This window comes from Candidatus Nitrospira nitrosa, assembly GCF_001458735.1.
GTDB classification, from domain to species: Bacteria; Nitrospirota; Nitrospiria; order Nitrospirales; family Nitrospiraceae; genus Nitrospira_D; species Nitrospira_D nitrosa.
In genome coordinates this window covers 89,388-109,996 of the sequence record NZ_CZQA01000009.1, presented here as the reverse complement: position 1 = coordinate 109,996, position 20,609 = coordinate 89,388, and the positions used below count along the sequence as shown (strand labels likewise).

Here is a 20,609-nt window from a genome sequence, read left to right as displayed (position 1 = left end):
GGAGGCTGGCTCCATGTATGAATCTGAAATCAATGATCGCTTAGAATCGATCGACGCCCTGCCTCCGAATATTGTTAAACGGTTTGAGGAACTCACATCTCTGGTGGAGTTCCGGACGGCGCTGCCATGGGGGGAGCATTGTACTGAATGTGCATGGCCGACGTGTTACACCACATGTGAACTTTACGATCCACGAGAGGATGGGGGTTGCAGGTTGTTTATTGACGGCATGACGCGTGTCGACACCGATGAAGTCGTCAGGCCTTATCTTTTGAAACTTCGGTTCAAGCGGTGGGGAAAGCTTTGGACGGTCGGTAATCTTGCCCGGTATTCACGGCAAGAGTCGTTGCGCAAGGAAAAGAGGAACATGATGATCGGCGCACTTGCGCGATCAGCACCACTTCCTCGGCAACTCAAGTCGAAGGTCTTGGGGAAGGTCGCCTACCTTCGTCGATGCGAGGCTGAGAGGGCTTCTCCAGCTGACGTCCCTCCCGACTGTTTCCTCATTGAGTGTTATAACCCAACCCAAAAACCGATCAATCTGACCTTTTCAATTCGAATGCGCAATGAGATTTCTACCAGCGTATTCCAACGAGTCGTTCAGTCCGTGCCGGGATTTCTCATCGAACACATTGCTGTAAGCGACATTCTCCAGCGGATAGACCTTGCACGACCATTTGAAGTGGAGATCGTGCCGAATGAGGCTGACGATACGGTTCTGTATTTCGGCTTTATAGACTTCGCATGGTTATATCCCAAGAAAGAAGTGAAGGGGCCCTCAACTGAGGCGACGAAGCCATGGAAATGCATCGTATGGGATCTTGACAATACCCTGTGGCACGGAACACTTATCGAGGATGGGCCTGATCGACTCAAGCTTCGGCATGACATCGTTGAGGTGATCAGAGAAACGGACCGGCGCGGCATCCTGCACTCGATAGCCAGTAAGAATAATTATGCTGATGCCGTCCAAGTACTTCAGCTTTGGGGGATAGACAAGTACTTTCTCTATCCACAAATCAGCTGGGATCAGAAAAGCCTCTCGATCGCAAGAATCGCGCAATTACTCAACATTGGGATAGAGAGTTTAGCGTTTGTGGATGATCAACCTTTTGAGCGAGAGGAAGTGCGAAGTGCACACCCTCACGTTGCGGTCGTGGATGCAGCTGACGCCGGACAGCTTCTCTCCCGGCCAGAGTGTCAGGTACCGATTACGGAAGAGAGTCAGCACCGACGCGCCATGTATCAGCAGGAGAAGGAGCGTCAACTCGTTCAAGAATCATTTGATGGCGACTATGGAACATTTCTCCAGGAATGTAAAATCAAAGTGACGCTGACGAAACTCACCGGTGAGAATTTAGAACGTGTGTACGAGTTAGCGCAGCGAACGAATCAAATGAATTTCTCGGGTGCTAGGTATCCACGCGAACAATTGACAGAACTTGGACAATCTCACGCCCATGAAACGTTCGTCATTCGGTGCACTGACAGGTTCGGAAGCTATGGGATCGTAGGCTTTGCCGTAGTGGATGTTCAGGAGCCTCGCTTGATGGATCTGATGTTTAGTTGTCGAATTCAAGGTAAGCGAGTGGAACATGCGTTTCTAGCATACCTTTTAGACAAGTATTCCCTTCCGGAAAGACGTGATTTTTTTGCCAATTATCGGAAGACAGAGAAAAACGCAAAGCCTGGGAAAATGTTTGAAGAGATTGGGTTCGAATGCATTGATGAGAGGGATGGCCTTCTTTCTCTCAAATACTCTAAATCACGGGCTATCCCAAAGGAGAACATCATTCATATACATAACGATGAGAGGGGATAGGGGAGTGCGCATCGCGGGTGTGTTGGAGAGGATCCAAGGAAAGTATCGAAGAACTGTGGCGGCAGCTTTCTGTCGAAGACCGGTAAAGATGCGGAATACGATGCCGTTGATCTCATTCACTTTCGATGATTTCCCCTTGTCGGCCTTGGAAGTGGGAGGCGAGATTCTTCGTCAACATGGTGTAGCCGGCACCTACTATGTATCGCTCGGCCTTTTGGATCGCGAGGAGTCGGTCGGACGTATCTGCTCCGCTGCACATGTGAAGGAAGTACTGGCTCAAGGGCACGAGTTAGGCTGTCATACATTTGGGCACTGTGATGCTTGGGATACTGATCCGCAATGTTTCCAGCACTCTATCCTGGAAAATCAGCGAACATTGGAAACCATTATGCCAGGGACGAGGTTTGAGACGATGTCATATCCAATCAGCACGACACCACGGCCTCAAATAAAAAAGCAAACAGGCCGTCGCTTTGCATGCTGCCGTGCTGGTTCCCAGAGAGCCAACATCGGTGTGGTGGACTTAAACTATGTTTATGCATTTTTTATCGAGCGAGCAAGGGAACAGCCCGATGTAATTTGGGATCTAATCGAGCGTAATCAGAGGAATAATGGGTGGTTGATCTTTTCTACTCATGATATTTCCCCTCAGCCTACCATGTATGGCTGTGCGCCGCAGTTGTTCGAGAAGATAGTCGACCGATCAATCGCTTCAGGAGCAAACATTCTCCCAGTGTCCAAAGCATTAGCACTAGTTTGTAACGGCTCAGTCCCTTCGAGGAGCAGATGAATCTATTGCTTCTCATAGCTTTCATCACCGTCCTTATCTGGATTTACTACCAGGAGCAGAGAGAGCGTCCGCGTGTAACTCGCACAACCTGGATCGTCGTAGTATGGGCCGTAATCTATGGCTCCCGTCCAGTCACCGAATGGTTCAGCCAGACGGGAGGAGGAGGACTTGCAGAATCAGTGGATGAAGGAAACCCTATAGAGGCAATGATAAGCATTCTGTTCCTACTCGTAGGCAGCGTTGTCCTGCTGCGACGAAAACTTCGATGGGATACCGTCCTAAAAGAGAATACCGCTGTTGTTGTGTTCTACGTCTTTTGGTGGCTCAGTATTCTGTGGTCAGACTATCCTTTGATCACCTTCAAGAGGTTATTTAAAGAGTTTGGCGCCGTCATTATGGCCCTCGTAGTACTCACGGAGTTGGCTCCCGCAGAGGCGATTAAGGCGATCTTTGTTAGGATGTCATATCTTTGCATTCCTCTTTCCGTAATACTGATCCGTTATTTTCCCGAATGGGGGAGGGCCTATGTTGGTTACGACAAAAGTGAAGTCATGTGGGTGGGGGTGGCCACCCATAAAAACACTCTTGGTGTACTCGCCATGGTTGGCGCAGTATTTCTTCTTTGGGATATTTTGGAAGGGTGGCCCAAAGGAGCCAGGCGACCACCACGAGCGTTCCTAGCGTCCCGCCTGATCACACTGGGGTCATGCTGGTATCTCTTATTGATCGTGAATAGCGTCACATCACTACTCTGTGCGGTATTGGGATCGGTGCTTCTTCTTGTCCTTCATCGAACAGGCATACGAAACCGTCCAATTCGATTAGAGTTGATTGGAGGCTGTTTAATCGCGGTCATATTGATATTGGAGTATCTTGTCGGTATTAAAGAAGACTTCCTCGATGCAATGGGGAGAGATCCAACTCTTACCACCCGTACTGAGATCTGGCCGATGTTGATCGAACTTCAGCCAAATGCCTTTTTAGGAGCTGGATTTAATACTTTCTGGGCAGGAGAGCGACTCAGAATCTCGTTCGAGAAATTTGGAGGCATTTTTCAGGCCCATAATGGATATCTTGAAACCTATCTCAACGGAGGATGGTTTGGTATCAGCGTATTGGTCGGTGTTCTGGTCGCGGCCTATCTACGGATAAGGAAGCGGCTTATAGTTGGTGCACCAGATGCTGGTATTCGTCTAGTCGTTTTGATCATTGCTGTGGTGTACAACTACTCGGAAGCGTCATTCAATAAAATTGGGGTTCTCTGGCTACTGACGGTTATTGTACTCATGCAGAGCCTTCCAGGATCTGTTTTTGCACAGGCCACCTGTCGTACCAGGTATTAGTTAGTCCGTTACCTTTTTCTGGATAACCAAGTCTGGAACTGTAGATCAAGATGAGCAGAGACAATCATCGGAATTCTGCCTTGGATTTCACAAAGGGAGTGCTCGTCTTATTGATGCTTCTGTACCATTGGATTAACTATTTTGTTAGCACAGAAGGAGCAATTTACACTTATATTAGATTTATTACTCCATCGTTTATTTTCATTACAGGTTTTCTTGTGAGTAGTGTTTATCCTAGGAGGCACGGGCTCAACTACAACCATGTATTTGGGAGGCTGTTGCAGCGTGGCATTAAACTTCTGGTGATCTTTACGGCCCTCAATGTGATCTCGAATATTCTCTTCGCCGCAAATTATAGGGGGCAATTGCCAGGCATCATTGGATTTTTTGATCGTGCTGCTGATATTTATATTTCAGGTAATGCTAAGTCATTGTTTTGGGTACTGCTTCCAATCAGTTATTTCCTGCCAGTAGCTGGCTCATTATTGATCATTTGTGGAGGCAACCGGTTACTTCTTTGCGGAGTTTGTTGTCTGGTGGTGCTAGGCGTGACAGCATCAAGTCTATGGTCGGTTTCTAGCCCCAACCTTGAAATGTTAGGGTTTGGTATTCTGGGTTTAGCATGCGGAACCTACCCTATCGACAGACTTAATGATCTCTATAAATATCCGTTTGAGTTTGGCGCTCTTTATTTGGTCTATACGGTAGCGATTAGCATTTGGGGAGTACCATACATTCTCCAGTTGGTTGGGGTCAGCCTAACCGTCTGCTTAATCTATATGATTGGAATCAGACATTTAGTGATGAAAGTCGCGTACGACTGGATAGTTATGTTGGGGCAATACTCTCTCTTTGGCTATATTGCTCAAATAGGCATACTGCATCTTGTGCACAAGTTTATAGACTACTTTGATCTTCCTTCGATTATGGCCCTTGGTATTTCGCTCACCATCGCTTGTGTTCTGACCATCGTTACCGTCCTAGTGCTTGATGAAGCCAGGAAAAACATTGCGGTAATCAGAAACATGTATCAGTTAGTATTTGCTTGAGTTGTATCGAAAAGGCACGTAGTGATTCTCACGTTCCAATAAGTCAGGCAAACACAACCAAGAAAACACTAGCTTGCGGGATATTGTTCCTGCATGGTTAACTGAAACCACGTGAATTATGGGCAATTCTCATTTTGGAATCCCACCATGGGTCTCATTGGACAGTAAGATTCGTTGGAGAAGGGGGTGGAGTATTGCTAGCTCCTCCTCCACCTGTTTGTAAAGGGTGAGGATAAGTGTAGGGTGTGTAAGCAATTGTCCAGGTATTGGTTGCTGAGCAACGGTATAATACACCATCAGCCCCATTGAATTGAGCACCTCTTGGGTTTGATGCGCTCCTGTTCCAAGACCCCTGATCGGTCGCCCAATATCCAACTCCACCATTCCCCACATCAGCTGATTCTGGGGTTGGCGTACAAACAGCAGGGCGGTTTGCTAAGGGCCCTGCGCCGAGCCCGCTTGATCCGGTGAAAGATGGAGTTTCCTGATACAGATCCCGGTTTAACTGAAGGTGACAATTCACCCGGCTCGTGTTCGTGTTCGAACAATTTGCTTTTGATCCGGTCCAAGTCCCGGAATTGTTCACGACGAGATGAGCAATAGCATTTGTTCCCCGGGTCCTGTTCAAAAAGCTGTACATCGGCTTGAGTGTGCCTGCTCCATCGCGGCCAGGCTGATGCCAATAGGGATACCCATAGTAGGATGACGTGGGGGAGCGATTCCCATCATTGGGATCACGGGGGGTACCTACGCCTGTCTGTGTCCCATCGGCAATCACAGTACAATCCCCTTGAGGAAGATTTGAGGAATCGCTTCGGTAGCTTTGAGTCGCGATTGGAACGAGCGATCCGGAGCCTTGGGGAGAAACAATATTGCCCCAGACCATTTGCTCACCGCTGCCCTGCAAATGAATATCCCAGGCCCCCGGGCTACTCACTGATTCTGTACTGATCGTGTTCCCGTAAATTTCCATCACTTCTGGACCATAATGACAATAGCTATGAGCCCGCAAATTGGACCCTGTGACAGTATTAAACCGCAGTACCATCGCATGGGCTCGCCAGTTGTCTACACAGCTCTTGGTAAAATCGTCCCGTGTGCCAAAGTTACATACGCTGTCTTCAAAGAAGAGTGCATTAGCCGAGCCTACACCACCTGTTCTCCACTGGTCCCCGCCTGACGTGTTGTGAAGGCACACAAAGTTATGCGAAGGAGATTGACAGGTTACATGATCCACCACACCATAAACCTCCCCGCGATCAGCAAACGGTGGTCCTCCGCCACCTTCCCCCACGAAGATAGCTAGGTTTCCAGAACCAATGCTGGTAAAGGTCAGGTTGTCGAGTCGAAGTTTCGTAATGTCAAATGTACAGTAGATCCAAATTTTGTTATTGCCAGCGGTGGTAAAGTTAAATCCGCTGATTCGCATAAGGTTGGTACGGGCGGCAGGGCACCCATTAATCTCAAACACTGAGTCGTTGCCTGTCATTGTACATCCACCCACGGTTTGGCATATCAGGGTGACGCCGTTCCTCGCACTCAGTTGAATGCCAGTTCCTGAGTAGGTGCCTGTACTAAGCGTAATGACTGCTCCATCACTAGCCGAATTGATGGCGGAATTGATGTCTGCGGCCGTACTACCAGCGGTGCATGTCCAAGCAGTTCCTCCTCCGCTGCAGGCCGCCTCAGCGGGAGAATGCGTGATCGGCACAGCAGCCATAAACAATATAAGTGGAAGCCATAAGAATTGCATGAGGTCCCTCCGTATTCCGGCATGTTTATTTGATGTAAGTTCAGTCATAAGGGAATCAAATAGGGCTTGCTAAGCACAAATTACCAGCGATTATACCGCCGAGATCTTGAGGCCCTGAATCATGATATTGCATTCGTACCATTCAAGTCACGGGAACAGCACAATTGACTCATGAACCAGCGCTTAATTCTTGAGCAGTCATTCGTGTCCAGTTTCTCTGGTTGATTTTTAACTGTACCCTCTAACGCAACATCCCTTACTACTACCCTCATTCAGAAAAGAGGGCGGTCAACGGCACGTTATACGCCCTGACGACTAGACTCGTACATCCGGTTCAGCATTAAACTACGTATAAAATACCTCTAAACCAACATGAGCAAAATAGGTGCCAGAGACGATTATTCGGTATTGTTTCGTTCCTCTCGTGTTCACGTACCTTCTTCCCCATTTTTGAGATGGGGGATTGTACGGCAACGTGTCAAAGTGTACGGATTTCCCTTCAGTCTGGGCTGTTTTGACAGACTCACGCCTCATCAGCAAATACCATTGTCTGGATTGAGATCTTTTCGACGTCCAGCGAGTAGAGTGGCAACTTCAGCCTCAGCCCTGCATATGTTCTCTTCGGTTCTTTAAATACGTGGAGACCAGTCCCCCATCTGCGTTTAGAAATACCTCGTATATGAAGAAACTCTATTATTACCTCAAGCCGGCTATTCCCTGGGCCATTCGAGTGCGAGCTCGACGTCTGATGGCGAATCGTCTACGGCGGCAATTCAGCAGTTCCTGGCCGATTTGGGAACCTGCAGCTCGATCGCCGGATGGCTGGCCGGGGTGGCCAAAGGGAAAGCAGTTTGCTTTTGTCGTAACGCACGATGTCGAGGGCATGCGAGGATTGGCTCGATGCAAACAGTTGGCGGAACTGGATATGGCCTGTGGCATCCGCTCATCGTTTCATTTTGTTCCAGAAGGCGAGTACCAAGTACCTGATCTCCTCCGAGCAGAACTCGAGAATAAAGGGTTTGAAATCGCTGTTCATGATCTCCATCACGACGGAACGCTCTACCGTTCGTCGCAACATTTTCAAGTGCAGGCTCGCAAGATCAATGAATATTGCGAGAAGTGGAAAGCCTCCGGTTTCCGAGCAGGATTCATGTTTCACAACTTGGAATGGCTTCATGACCTCAATGTTGCCTACGATGCCTCCACCTTCGACATTGACCCGTTCGAGCCGCAACCCGATGGGGTTGGGACGATCTTCCCATTCTGGGTTCAACAAAGCGGCTCAAAGGGTTACGTGGAGCTCCCCTATACGCTTCCGCAGGACTCGACATTGTTCGTGATTTTCAGGGAAACGACGATCGATCTGTGGAAACAGAAACTTGACTGGGTGGCTTCACACGGAGGCATGGCCTTAGTAATCGTCCATCCGGACTACCTGTCTTTTGATGGGAAGCCGCAGCCTTCGGAATATCCAGCCGATCTGTATGAACAGCTTCTCAAATACGTCACGACCCGATATGGGGATCGCTGTTGGTATGCCCTTCCTCGCGAAGTTGCAGCGTTTGCGGCGCAAGTCAAACCTCGATTACCTCAGGACCTCAGTCACTTCAGTCGGCTCTGTGGAGAGGGAAGATGAGCATAGGCAGTAAACAATACCCAGCTTTATAGCCTTCCCCACAAATTTAATTGGCACCCACACCGCATAATTGATTCATACTTTCTAGACCTAAGCAAATCGCAAACCTGCGCTTACGGACATCGGTCTCAGTTTTCAAATACTTCATGATCCCAGACTGTCCAGCAAGCAAGCTGGACCAGCGTGCAGTTTATTCAATATCTCCATGGGTACAGGTCCGCGATGGCAGGGTAGGTGGCCGTTGTTTGAACAATGGATGAGAAGGACGAAATACTCCACTCCCGATAGTGTGTGTTCGGAAGAAAGATTCCTTTGTCTCGTTGCCAGCGAGTCTAAACGTTCCGAACGATCAGGTCACCCCTGTCGGATCGCGCTTGTCTATTGCACAAACCCACAAGGCATCGTCATACCCTTGGGAACCGAGCCAGCCGACAAGGCCATCTCATTACTATCTCGCTGTTGCCGTGACACTGACCATATCGGCTGGTATCGGCAAGACTACGTCGTTGGTGTCCTCCTGACGACACTGCAACGAGACTCCGTCGTCGACGGATGTAAGACCCTACATGCTCGCTTGCTGGATCGTTTGGGTGCTGCCCTTGCATTCACGAAGGCGCACTCTCTTCAGATCCATGTCCTGGATCCAGATGAACTCACAAGGTTCACGCTAGCGGACTGTTCTCCTTCGTCTCCAGGTCCAAAAAACTAGGTTCTGCAATTTCATCTAACCTCTTCCAAGGAGTGGACTATGTTACGTCTTGGTGTAATTGGGTATGGGTATTGGGGACCGAACGTGGTACGAAATTTCCTCGCACATCACGACTGCAAAGTCGTCACGATCTGCGATAAGTCTTCCGCGGCCTTGACTCGTGTGATGGCCGCACATCCCGGCATTGGTGTAACAACGAACCCGGATGCCGTGCTGCTCGCCACGGACATCGATGCCGTGGCGATCGTGACGCCTGTCTCGTACCACTACGAATTAGCCAAGAAAGCGCTTGAGAATGGGAAACATGTGTTCGTGGAGAAACCCTTTACAGCAACGTCCAGCGAAGCCGAGGAACTGATTGAACTGGCGGATCGCCGTGGACTCCAAATCATGGTTGACCATACCTTTCTCTTTACTGGGGCTGTTCGCAAGATCAAACAACTTATCGATGAAGGCACATTGGGCCGCCTCTACTACTATGATTCGACACGCGTGAATTTGGGCCTATTTCAGCATGACGTCAATGTGCTATGGGACCTCGCGCCGCATGACTTGTCGATTATGGATTACCTCATCGGCGTTGAGCCTGAGTTGGTTGTAGCGACCGGCGGGGCCCACGTGAACAATCTTGAGAACATTGCCTATCTGACCGTGTATTTCCCTGATAATGTTCTTGCACACATCAACGTGAACTGGCTCTCACCGGTAAAAATGCGCACAACGCTGGTCGGGGGTCAGAAGCGCATGCTCGTCTGGAATGACCTCGACCTGGCAGAGAAACTCCGCGTCTATGACAAGGGTGCCGATGTCAAGAATGAAACCGGAATGCACGCGGCCTTGGTTAGCTACAGAACCGGCGATATGTACGCCCCCAAAATTGAAGAAGCTGAAGCGCTGAAGGTAGAAACTCGCTATTTTCTGGACTGCATCATGAATAAGACAAGACCAATTAACGACGGAATAGCTGGGCTGCGGGTCGTGCGTATTCTTGAAGCAGCTGAACAATCTCTGAACCAGCATAAAGAAATTGTATTGGCATAGCCACGTTGATGGAGAGAGAGGCAATGAGTCATACAGGGACACTCACACTTGGGACAATCGACACAGTGAAACCGCATTGGGTCCTACTCGATGAGCCACTTTTCAAGGAGGCGGTGACGCGAGAAAGAAAACGTTCCAATCGCTCAGCGCTTGGCATGGCGCTGGTGTTAATCAGTCTCCCCAGTGGGGGTGGTACACAAGCGGCATCCATGAGCAGCCTCATAACCAACGCCTTAGTGGTGGTTGCATCAGACTTGGATACTCTTGGCTGGTTTGAAGAATCGAGCGTTATCGGTTTGATTATGCCCGAACTCAATGCGACCGATCTGCCCGGCATTTCCCATCGACTTGAGAACTCCTGTCGATGTGCAATCGCGCAGCAGGGTAATGCGGAGCTTGCACAACGCCTACCTATCATCGTACGTGTATATCCCAATCTAACGACATCAAATGAGGAGGACGTGCCTACGCTGGATCCGCTGCTGCACCCCGACCTCTTATCGAATAGACTAACCCGCTCGCATTCTCAGTCGATCAAACGAGGTATGGATATTGCGTTTAGCTCCATACTGTTAACTCTCTTGTTACCCTTATTTGCCTTCATCGCCGTGCTCGTCAAACTTTCGTCGCCAGGACCGGTGTTTTTCAAGCAGCTTCGAGTGGGGCATCTCCTGAAACCCTTCACGATGTACAAGTTCCGAAGCATGTACTCAAGCGCGGATCAGCAGGCTCATCAGGACTATGTGAGCTGGTTCATCACCGCAAGTAACCACGAACAGACTGAAGAGAAAGAGAAACCGGTCGTCTTCAAGCTCACAAATGACTCCAGGGTCACTTCCATCGGCCGATTTCTTCGGAGAACCAGCCTTGATGAACTGCCGCAACTCTGGAATGTATTGATCGGTGACATGTCCTTAGTGGGACCGAGGCCCCCGATCCCATACGAGCTGCAACAATATAAGCCATGGCACAAAGGTCGCCTTTTAGAGGCCAAGCCAGGTATGACTGGCCTCTGGCAAGTGGTGGGTCGGAGCCGTACCACCTTCGATGAGATGGTACGCCTTGACTTACAGTATGCCAGGACCATGTCCCTGTGGTGCGACATCAAAATTCTGCTTGCGACACCAGCCGCCATGATTACAGGCAAAGGCGCCTGTTGACACGATATCTATCCCTTCTTTTTAAGCTGTTTGTCACTACCTAAAGCTGGTGGGGGTTGAGATCACGGTGCGCAGCCTAGAGCCGACAACTGAAGGTATGGGCATGAAGATATTTCGCAAACGACTTCTTGTTGTGCATCATGCACACTGGAATCCCATATTCGTCATCGGCAGAAGCGCTACGGTACTCATCAGTTTGCTCTTCCTGGCTGTGGTCGGGTGCGCGGGGAGTGACGAGCAGGAGCAGACTATGAATACCACCCATGCAGGAATGGCTGTCAGCTTGGCATGGGATTCAGTCAAAGATTCAAGCGTGGTTGGCTACTACATTCATTATGGGAAACGCTCTCCCAATCAGCCAGGCTCGTGCGCGTATGATCACAAGCTATTTATGGCCACCAGCCACGGGACTGTGCCTAATCTAGATCCGGGATTGACCTACTACTTTGCAGTGAGCGCCTTTAATGGACTCGACAGCAGCTGCTCAAATGAGGTCTTCACCCGTACCGCGCAGATCGATTGTTGTCCATCTTGAAAAGTGCGTGACTAGGCGGGCAACGTGCAATCTGATAGGGCCATGACGCCGTGGTCCGGCAGCGAGATTCTCGTGGCGACACCCGTCGCCGTGATCACCGAAAAGGGAGCCCGTTGACAGCATGTACATACTCGGCATTTCTGCTTATTACCATGACAGCGCGGCTTGTCTTGTCAAAGACGGCATGATTCTCGCTGCAGCTCAGGAAGAACGCTTTACGCGACGAAAGCATGATCCGGGGTTCCCTGCCAGGGCTGTGCGTTACTGCCTCGCCCAGGCCGGCATTGGGGTTCAGGATTTGAAATATATGGTCTTCTATGACAAACCCCTTGTGAAGTTTGAACGCCTGATGGAAACCTATGTTGGATTTGCGCCTAGTGGGGTGCAATCGTTTCTGGCGGCGATGCCGGTTTGGCTGAAAGAGAAGTTGCTGCTGCGCAACGCTCTCAACAATGCGCTTCTGACTTGTGCTGATGGATTACAGAAATCCGATCTTCCCGAGCTGTTGTTCGGAGAGCATCACGAATCCCATGCTGCCTCGGCATTTTTCGCATCACCGTATCAGAGAGCCGGTGTCCTCTGCATGGATGGGGTGGGTGAGTGGGCCACCACCTCGGCATGGCTGGGAGACGGTAACGCGCTGACACCTCTCTGGGAAATTCCCTTTCCGCATTCATTGGGACTGCTCTACTCAGCCTTCACCTATTACACGGGATTCAAGGTCAATTCTGGTGAGTATAAAGTAATGGGATTGGCGCCCTATGGGAGCCCCAAGTATGTGAAGGCTATTTACGACCATCTGTTGGATCTCAAGCCTGACGGTACGTTCCGGATGAATATGGATTACTTCAACTACTGCACAGGCCTGACTATGACCAGCCGGAAATTTGATGACGTGTTCGGAGGCCCGCCCAGGAAGCCTGAAACACAGTTGACTCAGCGCGAGATGGATCTCGCGCGCTCTATACAAGAAGTGACGGAAGAAGTGATGCTGCGTCTGTCAAACACCATGCATCGTGAAACCGGGGTTGATTATCTGTGTCTGGCGGGAGGAGTGGCCTTGAACTGTGTCGGCAACGGCCGGATCCTACGAGAAGGTCCCTTCAGAGGCCTTTGGATTCAGCCGGCCGCCGGCGATGCGGGAGGAGCACTAGGCGCAGCGCTCAGTGCCTGGCACCAACATGAAGGACAACCACGAACAGCAGATAATGTCACAGATCGGATGAGCGGGAGTTATCTCGGACCTGCGTTCTCGAATGACCAGGTCGAGGCGAGGCTGAAGGCGATTGGCGCTGTCTATGAGCGACTCAACGACGATGAACTATTCAATTGTGTGGCAAATGATCTAGCCGGAGAAAAGGTTGTGGGGTGGTTTCAGGAACGCATGGAGTTCGGCCCGCGCTCGTTAGGTGGACGCAGTATCTTGGGAGACGCCCGAAGTGCGAAGATGCAATCTGTTATGAACCGTAAAATTAAATACCGCGAATCGTTCAGACCTTTTGCGCCCTCCGTGTTGAGGGAAAGTGTCTCCGACTATTTCCAGATGGATTGCGACAGTCCCTATATGTTGCTGGTTGCGCCAGTACAAGAGAGGCGCCGCTTGCCATTTGATCCTGGCCAGCGAGACCTCTGGGGAATCGACTTACTGAACGTTCCTCGTTCCGAGATCCCAGCCGTCACTCACATCGACTACTCGGCAAGAGTCCAGACCGTGCACAAGGAGACGAATCCACGATACTACCGGCTGCTGAAAGCCTTTGAGGGGAAGACGGGTTGCCCGGTTCTGGTCAATACGTCGTTCAACGTCCGTGGCGAGCCGATCGTGTGCACCCCGGAGGATGCCTACCGATGCTTCATGCGGACGGAGATGGATCTATTAGTGCTCGAGAACTGCGTACTAAGGAAAGAGGATCAGAAGCCACTCAAAGAAGACTCCGATTGGAGGAATGAATTTGCTCTGGACTAAGGAAGGAATAGCCATGTCACAAGATCAATCGGCAACGAAGAAAGAGCTGCGCAGTTTTGGCCTGTTGGTTGGAGCGGTCTTCACTGGTATTGGGCTGTGGCCGTTATTGATGCGAGGAGAAGTGGTACGCCTCTGGGCGATTGGACTAGGCGGAGCGCTTATGCTGCTCGGAGGGATGTCCCCAGGGCTCTTAAAACCAGTACATGGCATATGGATGCAGGTGGGCCATACCCTTGGACGAATCAACACCAGTATTCTGCTCGGTCTTGTTTTTTACGTTCTCATCACTCCAATGGGAATTCTGTTCCGCCTTATAGGGAAAGACGTGATGAGACAGGCCTTGACCAAAGACTCTTCAACCTATCGTGTCTCAAAGAAACCAAGGCTACAAGGACATATGAAGTTTCAATTCTAAGACGTTGTTAGTCGTCATGAAGGAGGAGGTGTCCAATGGGCGAAGTAATTGGGGAATTGTGGACATTCATGAAGGAACGAAAGAAGTTTTGGTTGCTCCCCATCGTTCTTGTTCTGATGTTGTTTAGTGTATTGATCGTCTTCACACAAGGCTCAGCGCTGGCCCCGTTTGTCTATACGCTTTTCTAGAAGTGTCCCCATTCTTTCGACCGCACTCCATGTTCACTGGTGGATCTTAAGACCTTTGGTACGGCTTCATTCTCCATCCCATAGTGATGCGTCACAATGAGTGGAACGATCAAGAGTTGGATCGTCGCTGTTCTCCTGGCCGTAGTTGTGTTTGTCTTCACCATACACGATTTCCTTGCGATGAATGATCCCGTCCAAGCCAATATCCTGGTCGTAGAAGGGTGGATTTGGGAATCTGCTGCAATGAAGGACGCGGCCAAGGAATTCAATAGCGGCGGGTATGACCTTGTCGTCACGGTTGGCACCCTCCCTAGGTGGCAAGCGGATGAACCATTGGAGGAGAACGCTGCTGCGCACGCTGCCGACCAACTGAGAAAGTTTGGCGTAAATGAGCAAGTCATTCAAATTCTTACCGTTCCCAATATTGACAGGCATCGCACCTATACATCCGCGTTGGCAGTCAAACGTTGGCTGCTCGACTCACACATCCATGTTGTGGGGATCAATGTGTTTACCCTCGGGGCACACGCACGAAAGAGTCTGGTGTTATTCAAGCGAGCGTTCGGTGAAAACACTCCGATCGGTGTCATTGCCGGCATCGAAGACAGTTACGATCCTGAACAATGGTGGTTGTCAGTGAAGGGTATTTACATCGTTCTGCGCAAAACGATTGGGTATCTCTATGCTGAATGGTGGCCTCTGCCGGATGATCTCCTTGCATCAACTGGTCAAGTAGCTTGGCTTGGAAGGAACTCATATGGCAGTTGTTAAGACAACCGGGGCTAGAATCGCAGGGATCTGTACCTGCGTACCAAGCAGGCGGTTTGACAATGTGAGGGACTCTTCTGCTTTTACGGAAGAGGAAGTTCGAAAAGTGACCGGTATGGCCGGTGTTTCGAGCCGCCATATCGCAGGGGAAACCATCTGCAGCAGCGATCTCTGCATTGCCGCGGCTCAACGCCTGTTGGATCGATTGCGGTGGCATCCGGGATCCATAGATGCCGTTATTATGGTGACGCAGACCCCTGATTACTTTCTGCCTTCCACCGCTTGTGTGATTCATCATCGTCTAAACCTTGCCGATCATTGTGCCGCCTTCGATGTGGGGCTTGGTTGTTCCGGCTATCCCTATGGTATGTGGTTGGCCGCAATGATGCTGCAGGGGGGAGGAATGCGTCGGGTATTGGTGCTTCACGGAGAGACACCGACCCGGTTTTCCGATCAATCTGATCGTTCGGTGTCCCTGCTGTTTGGAGATGCCGGATCGGCCACTGCGTTGGAATCGACGGGCCTGACGGAACCGACCTGGCACTATGCCTTACATTCGGACGGCGGCGGATACAACTCGATGATTATCCAGTCTGGTGGGTTCCGGAATCGATTTGAACAGGACAGACACAAACATAGCGTCTCGATGAACGGCGCGCTCATTTTTAATTTTACAATCAAACGGGTTCCTACACTGATCGATGAGACATTGAAGGCTGCATCCGTGGGCACCGACGATATCGACTACTTCATCCTGCATCAATCCAACCAATTCATCATGAAACATCTGTGTGTGAAGCAATCCCTTCCTGCAGAAAAGGTTCCAATCATTCTTCGACACTTTGGGAATACCGGAGGAGCATCGATCCCTCTGGCGATGACACAAGGGCATCTCATGAGGCCTCGGGATCGCTCACTCCGGCTGATGCTGTTGGGGTACGGGGTCGGGTTATCGTGGGGGTCGGCGTTGGTAGACTTGGATTCAAATGCCATCTTAGATTCTTTGGAGTTGGATAATACGTCACAGGTGTTGACGTGAATGACCATTCACCCAGGGTATTCGAGGGTAAAACAATCGTTGTTTCTGGTGCTTCATCCGGCATTGGACGAGCCATCGCAGTCCAATTGGCTCAACAAGGAGCGGGATTGGTCTTAATCGGGCGTGATCGAGCCAGGCTCAAAGAAACTGCACAACGGGCGAGGGGGCCAGTGTGCCGGATTGTGCAGTTGGATTTGACCGACGTGACTGCAATCATGCCGGCGGTCAAAGAAACCGTCGCCGCCATGGGGCGACTATACGGGCTCTGCCACGCGGCAGGCACGGTCGATACTCTTCCTTTGAGCGCCACGAGTCCCGAGAAGCTTCACGCCATGATGCAGGTGAATTTTGTGGCTGGGATGGAATTGGCTCGATCAGTCACTCGACGAGATCTTCTCACGGAGGAGGGGGGCTCGGTTCTGTTTATTGCTTCCATCTATGGGCTCGTCGGCAAACCGGGTCAAATTGCCTATAGCGGAAGCAAAGGTGCCGTGACGGCTGGAGCCCGAGCGATGGCAACTGAGTTGGCGAGGAGAAATGTCCGTGTCAATGTGCTCTCGCCCGGTATGGTTCGAACGGAAATGACTGAGCGAGCCCTGGCCGGGCTTTCTGGCCACCAGGTACAAGCGCTCAAAGACATGCACCCTCTGGGAATTGGGAGCCCTGATGATGTCGCGCATGCGGCCACGTTCCTGCTCTCTCCTCAGAGCAAGTGGATTACTGGGGCCAACCTCGTTGTGGACGGAGGTTGTTCTGCGCAGTAACACAATGGACGAAAGGAAGGGAGCAACAATGACACAGACTGAGGCCGTCACTTGGATTGCACAGGTGTTCGAGATAGCTCCTGACCAATTGACTCCGGATACCCATCGAGACAACGTGCCGGCATGGGATTCGCTCGGCATATTGACGTTGATGGCCAGCCTGGATAGTGACTTCGGTATCGTCCTGACGGACGAGGATATCCAGACAGTCAAAACGGTCGGCGATATCTTGGATGTCATGCGCCGACACGGTACGCTCACCTCGACTCCTTCCTAATGCAAGTGGGCTGATGCATCATCAGTTGGTCTGCCATGCGATTCATCCTTGTCGATACAATTCTTGAATTAGAGCCCGGTAAGCGGATCACTGCATCTAAGGTGCTCCCGGCATCCGAAGAGCTGTTTCGAGACCATTTCCCGGGTTTCCCAGTCGTTCCTGGCGTCATCCTGACCGAAATGATGGCCCAGGCAGCCGGACGGTGTCTCGATGCAGAGGAGGCACATCCTGGTCGGGCCATGCTGGGAAAGATCAATAGCGCAACCTTTCGCGAATGGGTGAAGCCGGATCAGGAAATACGTCTGCATGCCACAATCACGCAGAATCGCCAGAGTTTTGCGACTGCCGAGTGTTTTGCGGAGGTTGAAGGCAAGCAGGTCTGTTCCGCTGGGCTATTTTTTGTATTCGTCCCTCATGAGCAGTTTGTCGTGGGACACCAAGATGAGATCCTGTTGACCTATTGGAGGACTCATCCGGAGAGGCGGCCGAAGGCAAGATGACAAACTCACTATATTCCCTGCAAGGCAAAAACATTCTTGTCACAGGAGGCACCAGAGGAATTGGTCGGGCTATCTCGCTCCACTTCGCTCGAGCCGGCGCCATGGTCGTCGCCAACTATGTCCGCGGTCAAAAGGCTGCCGACTCGCTGCTTGCTTTAGCACAACAGGAACGGCTTCGGCTCATACTCTGCCGGGGAGATCTGACCATTGAGAACGGTCTACACAACCTCGAACAATGCGTAACGGGATTGGGAGGTGGGCTCCACGGTCTTGTGCATTGTGCCGCGACCGGCGTCCACAAACCGTTTGATGAATTGACCCTCCGGCATTACGATTGGACGTTTTCGCTCAATGTTCGCTCGTTCTTTGATCTGATCAAACGACTGCGTGCTCGGTTCTTATCGGAGGCGAGCATAGTGGCGGTGAGTTCGCATGGTGCGTCACGTGTCGTTCCCGCTTACTCGATCGTGGGCGCATCGAAAGGTGCGCTTGAGGCTCTCTCCAGACACCTTGCGGTTGAGTTGGCCCCCCGAGGGATTCGAGTCAATGTCATTGTACCCGGGGCTGTCGCAACGGAAGCATGGGCTTCCATGCCCGATTCCCAGGCCCGATTAGCGGAGTTGGCCAACCGATCACCCCTGGGGCGGCTGGTCACAGCGGAAGAAGTGGCACAAGCCGCCCATTTTCTTTGCTCCGATGCGGCCCGATCCATTATCGGCCAGACATTGATCGTGGACGGGGGCGCTTCCTTGCCGGTTTAGAGACAATGCCCCATCCGTTCAGTTGAGTACGACGTGTTGACTGAGAAACCGCGCATCCCAGTTCGGGACGTTCTTCTATTCGGCCTTTGGCCGAGCTTCATCAAAAAGTGGCTCTATCGTCTGCGCGGATATCGCATCGGGAAGCATGTTTCAATCGGATGGGGTTCGGTCATCTGTGGAGATCGGGTCAGTATTGGAGAACACACATCAATCGGTTTTCTGACCGTCATACGCGGCAAAGACATCGCAATCGGTGCTCATGTCCAAATCGGTTCTACGACCTTCTTGGACACTCCGTATCTACAGATTGGGGAAGGCAGCAAGATCAACGAACAGGTGTTCGTCGGCGGCTTGCAGTTTCCGGACTCCCGCTTCGTGCTTGGACGTAACTGCCAGATCATGCAGATGTCCTTCATCAATCCGGCTCGGTCTATCGTCGTGGGAGATGATTCGGGGATCGGAGGACACTGTTTGATCTTCGGCCATAATTCTTTTTTGAGCGCCTTCGAGGGCTATGGGGTGGAATTTGAGCCGATTGAGATCGGCCACAGCGTCTCCCTAGCATGGGGCGTCTTTGTTCTTCCAAAAACTAAAATCGGCGACGGCGCAGTGGTAGGAGCCAGGTCCGTCGTCCAAGGCACAATCCCACCCCGGTCGTTAGCCGTAGGCTTTCCGGCTCGGATCATCAGCAAAGCGCCTGACTTTCCGAAACACCTGTCCGATACGCAGAAGCTTGAGCTGTTCCGAAAGATCGTGAGGGAAATGATTCACTTCTTCATGGACTCCGGCCTCTGTTGCAAACAAGAGGGAACTCGGTACCGTGTATCTAAACCATCGACCAAGTGGTGGTGCAAGACCGACGATTCCTGGAGCTTGGAAGTCGTCGAGAGCGATATGCGGACGGAGACTCATCAACCTACATTCGATTCAGTCGATGTGGTACTGAGTCTTTGGGACATTCCCGACGAGACGCGACAGCACTTGCATGCCCAAGGTACAACCTGGATCGAGATCGCCAAGAAGGAGCAATCTCGTCGGTCGAACGCGTTGGGTGATGAAGTCGCGCATTTCTTGAAACGTTATGGCGTGCGGACATTTCGAATCCCTCCACTTTCCCTACCTCCTGTGTCGAGTTGACGGCCGCGGTGATACTGACAGAACTCTCGAAAACCGGGGTCACTATCCCAGAAATTGGCATCGGCACCTGGGAATACCATGCGGGGCCGCTACCGCTACGAAGGGGATTGGACTCCGGAGCCCTATTCATCGACACGGCTGAGTCCTATGGGTCCGAGTCGGTGGTCGGTGAAGCCGTTCGAGGCTTGCGTGATCGAGTGTTTCTCGCTACGAAAGTCTCGCCCCAGAACTTTCGCCCCTCCGATCTGCGCCGGTCGGTCGATGCGAGTTTACAACGGCTCGGCACGGATTATATGGACTTGCTCCAGTTGCATGATCCCAATCCTACGATCCCAATTGCTGACACCATGGGAGCCGTTGCAGGCTTAATCACGGCAGGTAAGGTGCGATTCGCTGGGGTCAGTAACTTCTCAGTACGGCAACTTCACGCGGCGCAAAACGCTTTGGGACGGTTCCCAATCGTATCCAATCAGGTACGCTACAACCTGATCGATCGCACGATCGAGACGGAGTTGCTGCCGTACTGTCGAGCCAACCATGTGACGGTTATCGCCTATTGTCCGCTGGCCCGAGGTCTGTCGCGCATACATGATTGCGATCCTACGGGCGTGATTGCCGAGCTGGCTCGAGAAACAGGCAAATCTTCGGCCCAGATCGTCCTGAACTGGTGTGTCTGTCAGACGGGTGTCGTGGCAATTCCGAAAGGAAATTCGATCGAGCATATCCTGGACAATTGTGGCGCGTCGGATTGGCGATTGAGCGAGGAGCAGCGGGCTCGTCTCGACGCGAGGGTGCATCATCGGCAGCGCAACCGCTTTGATCAGTTGATCAGACAATGGCTTCCCGGTCCGTTGCAATCCCTCGCCATCAAGACTCTAAATATCATGCCGCGTGAATTACGCCGCAGATTTCGGTAAGGGGACAAATGGACTCATCTTGCCGATCTGTGGATGGGA

19 protein-coding genes are annotated in these 20,609 nt (G+C 51.4%); all 19 read left to right on the top strand.

Translation table 11 applies throughout. The features are described 5' to 3' along the window. Positions 1-13: 13 nt before the first annotated feature. The 19 genes from COMA1_RS12685 (at position 14) to COMA1_RS12595 (ending at position 20,570) form a co-directional block, all read left to right on the top strand. Complete coding sequence (locus COMA1_RS12685) at positions 14-1,822, top strand: HAD-IIIC family phosphatase (protein ID WP_090749091.1); 1,809 nt, start codon at positions 14-16, stop codon at positions 1,820-1,822. Then, positions 1,728-2,612 (top strand): polysaccharide deacetylase family protein, encoded by an 885-nt coding sequence (locus tag COMA1_RS22205; protein WP_090749089.1) that lies wholly within the window; start codon positions 1,728-1,730, stop codon positions 2,610-2,612. Before COMA1_RS12685 ends, COMA1_RS22205 begins: the two co-directional genes overlap by 95 nt. Further along, on the top strand, positions 2,609-3,955 hold the full coding sequence (locus tag COMA1_RS12675) for an O-antigen ligase family protein (RefSeq protein ID WP_090749087.1): 1,347 nt from the start codon (positions 2,609-2,611) through the stop codon (positions 3,953-3,955). The genes COMA1_RS22205 and COMA1_RS12675 overlap by 4 nt, the downstream gene beginning before the upstream one ends. Before the next feature lie 80 nt (positions 3,956-4,035). Then, positions 4,036-5,004 (top strand): acyltransferase family protein, encoded by a 969-nt coding sequence (locus tag COMA1_RS12670; protein WP_141654335.1) that lies wholly within the window; start codon positions 4,036-4,038, stop codon positions 5,002-5,004. 2,432 nt (positions 5,005-7,436) lie between these two features. Further along, positions 7,437-8,393, top strand: coding sequence for a polysaccharide deacetylase family protein (locus tag COMA1_RS12660; RefSeq protein ID WP_176698034.1), 957 nt, complete (start codon positions 7,437-7,439; stop codon positions 8,391-8,393). A 748-nt stretch (positions 8,394-9,141) separates the two neighbouring features. Then, on the top strand, positions 9,142-10,143 hold the full coding sequence (locus COMA1_RS12655; RefSeq protein ID WP_090749081.1) for a Gfo/Idh/MocA family protein: 1,002 nt from the start codon (positions 9,142-9,144) through the stop codon (positions 10,141-10,143). Positions 10,144-10,166: 23 nt separating this feature from the next. Beyond that, on the top strand, positions 10,167-11,303 hold the full coding sequence (locus COMA1_RS21410; protein WP_218055378.1) for a sugar transferase: 1,137 nt from the start codon (positions 10,167-10,169) through the stop codon (positions 11,301-11,303). Positions 11,304-11,406: 103 nt separating this feature from the next. Continuing rightward, a complete protein-coding gene (locus tag COMA1_RS12645) occupies positions 11,407-11,838 on the top strand; it encodes a fibronectin type III domain-containing protein (protein WP_141654334.1) in 432 nt (143 codons plus the stop codon). 121 nt (positions 11,839-11,959) lie between these two features. Then, a complete protein-coding gene (locus COMA1_RS12640; RefSeq protein ID WP_090749077.1) occupies positions 11,960-13,804 on the top strand; it encodes a carbamoyltransferase family protein in 1,845 nt (614 codons plus the stop codon). A gap of 13 nt (positions 13,805-13,817) precedes the next feature. Beyond that, entirely contained in the window at positions 13,818-14,219 is a 402-nt protein-coding gene (locus COMA1_RS12635) for an SxtJ family membrane protein (RefSeq protein WP_090749075.1), read from the top strand. Positions 14,220-14,254: 35 nt separating this feature from the next. Beyond that, the gene (locus COMA1_RS21115; RefSeq protein ID WP_176698033.1) at positions 14,255-14,407 is read left to right on the top strand and encodes a DUF5989 family protein; all 153 of its coding nucleotides are present in this window, start codon (positions 14,255-14,257) and stop codon (positions 14,405-14,407) included. Positions 14,408-14,503: 96 nt separating this feature from the next. Beyond that, positions 14,504-15,178 carry a YdcF family protein gene (locus tag COMA1_RS12630; RefSeq protein ID WP_090749073.1) on the top strand — a complete coding sequence of 225 codons (675 nt, stop codon included), beginning with the start codon at positions 14,504-14,506 and terminating at the stop codon, positions 15,176-15,178. Beyond that, positions 15,165-16,214, top strand: a complete 1,050-nt coding sequence (locus COMA1_RS12625; protein WP_090749071.1) for a 3-oxoacyl-ACP synthase III family protein — start codon at positions 15,165-15,167, stop codon at positions 16,212-16,214. Before COMA1_RS12630 ends, COMA1_RS12625 begins: the two co-directional genes overlap by 14 nt. Further along, positions 16,211-16,978, top strand: coding sequence for an SDR family NAD(P)-dependent oxidoreductase (locus COMA1_RS12620; RefSeq protein WP_090749067.1), 768 nt, complete (start codon positions 16,211-16,213; stop codon positions 16,976-16,978). Before COMA1_RS12625 ends, COMA1_RS12620 begins: the two co-directional genes overlap by 4 nt. Positions 16,979-17,006: 28 nt before the next feature. Continuing rightward, complete coding sequence (locus COMA1_RS12615; RefSeq protein WP_176698032.1) at positions 17,007-17,255, top strand: acyl carrier protein; 249 nt, start codon at positions 17,007-17,009, stop codon at positions 17,253-17,255. A gap of 35 nt (positions 17,256-17,290) precedes the next feature. Then, complete coding sequence (locus COMA1_RS12610; protein WP_090749063.1) at positions 17,291-17,755, top strand: 3-hydroxyacyl-ACP dehydratase FabZ family protein; 465 nt, start codon at positions 17,291-17,293, stop codon at positions 17,753-17,755. Next, on the top strand, positions 17,752-18,516 hold the full coding sequence (locus COMA1_RS12605; protein ID WP_090749060.1) for an SDR family oxidoreductase: 765 nt from the start codon (positions 17,752-17,754) through the stop codon (positions 18,514-18,516). The genes COMA1_RS12610 and COMA1_RS12605 overlap by 4 nt, the downstream gene beginning before the upstream one ends. A 33-nt stretch (positions 18,517-18,549) precedes the next feature. Continuing rightward, a complete protein-coding gene (locus COMA1_RS12600) occupies positions 18,550-19,653 on the top strand; it encodes an acyltransferase (RefSeq protein WP_090749058.1) in 1,104 nt (367 codons plus the stop codon). Between the two features lie 8 nt (positions 19,654-19,661). Then, positions 19,662-20,570 carry an aldo/keto reductase gene (locus COMA1_RS12595; protein WP_218055377.1) on the top strand — a complete coding sequence of 303 codons (909 nt, stop codon included), beginning with the start codon at positions 19,662-19,664 and terminating at the stop codon, positions 20,568-20,570. The last annotated feature ends 39 nt before the right edge of the window (positions 20,571-20,609 follow it).

Excerpts from the sequence above, each read along its gene's own strand:
- COMA1_RS12640 (WP_090749077.1), top strand. The coding sequence starts at position 11,960 with ATGTACATACTCGGCATTTCTGCTTATTACCATGACAGCGCGGCTTGT.
- COMA1_RS21115 (WP_176698033.1), top strand. The coding sequence starts at position 14,255 with ATGGGCGAAGTAATTGGGGAATTGTGGACATTCATGAAGGAACGAAAG.
- COMA1_RS12685 (WP_090749091.1), top strand. The coding sequence starts at position 14 with ATGTATGAATCTGAAATCAATGATCGCTTAGAATCGATCGACGCCCTG.
- COMA1_RS12615 (WP_176698032.1), top strand. The coding sequence starts at position 17,007 with ATGACACAGACTGAGGCCGTCACTTGGATTGCACAGGTGTTCGAGATA.
- COMA1_RS12605 (WP_090749060.1), top strand. The coding sequence starts at position 17,752 with ATGACAAACTCACTATATTCCCTGCAAGGCAAAAACATTCTTGTCACA.
- COMA1_RS12625 (WP_090749071.1), top strand. The coding sequence starts at position 15,165 with ATGGCAGTTGTTAAGACAACCGGGGCTAGAATCGCAGGGATCTGTACC.
- COMA1_RS12675 (WP_090749087.1), top strand. The coding sequence starts at position 2,609 with ATGAATCTATTGCTTCTCATAGCTTTCATCACCGTCCTTATCTGGATT.
- COMA1_RS12645 (WP_141654334.1), top strand. The coding sequence starts at position 11,407 with ATGAAGATATTTCGCAAACGACTTCTTGTTGTGCATCATGCACACTGG.
- COMA1_RS21410 (WP_218055378.1), top strand. The coding sequence starts at position 10,167 with ATGAGTCATACAGGGACACTCACACTTGGGACAATCGACACAGTGAAA.
- COMA1_RS22205 (WP_090749089.1), top strand. The coding sequence starts at position 1,728 with ATGAGAGGGATGGCCTTCTTTCTCTCAAATACTCTAAATCACGGGCTA.
- COMA1_RS12660 (WP_176698034.1), top strand. The coding sequence starts at position 7,437 with ATGAAGAAACTCTATTATTACCTCAAGCCGGCTATTCCCTGGGCCATT.
- COMA1_RS12655 (WP_090749081.1), top strand. The coding sequence starts at position 9,142 with ATGTTACGTCTTGGTGTAATTGGGTATGGGTATTGGGGACCGAACGTG.
- COMA1_RS12630 (WP_090749073.1), top strand. The coding sequence starts at position 14,504 with ATGAGTGGAACGATCAAGAGTTGGATCGTCGCTGTTCTCCTGGCCGTA.
- COMA1_RS12610 (WP_090749063.1), top strand. The coding sequence starts at position 17,291 with ATGCGATTCATCCTTGTCGATACAATTCTTGAATTAGAGCCCGGTAAG.
- COMA1_RS12635 (WP_090749075.1), top strand. The coding sequence starts at position 13,818 with ATGTCACAAGATCAATCGGCAACGAAGAAAGAGCTGCGCAGTTTTGGC.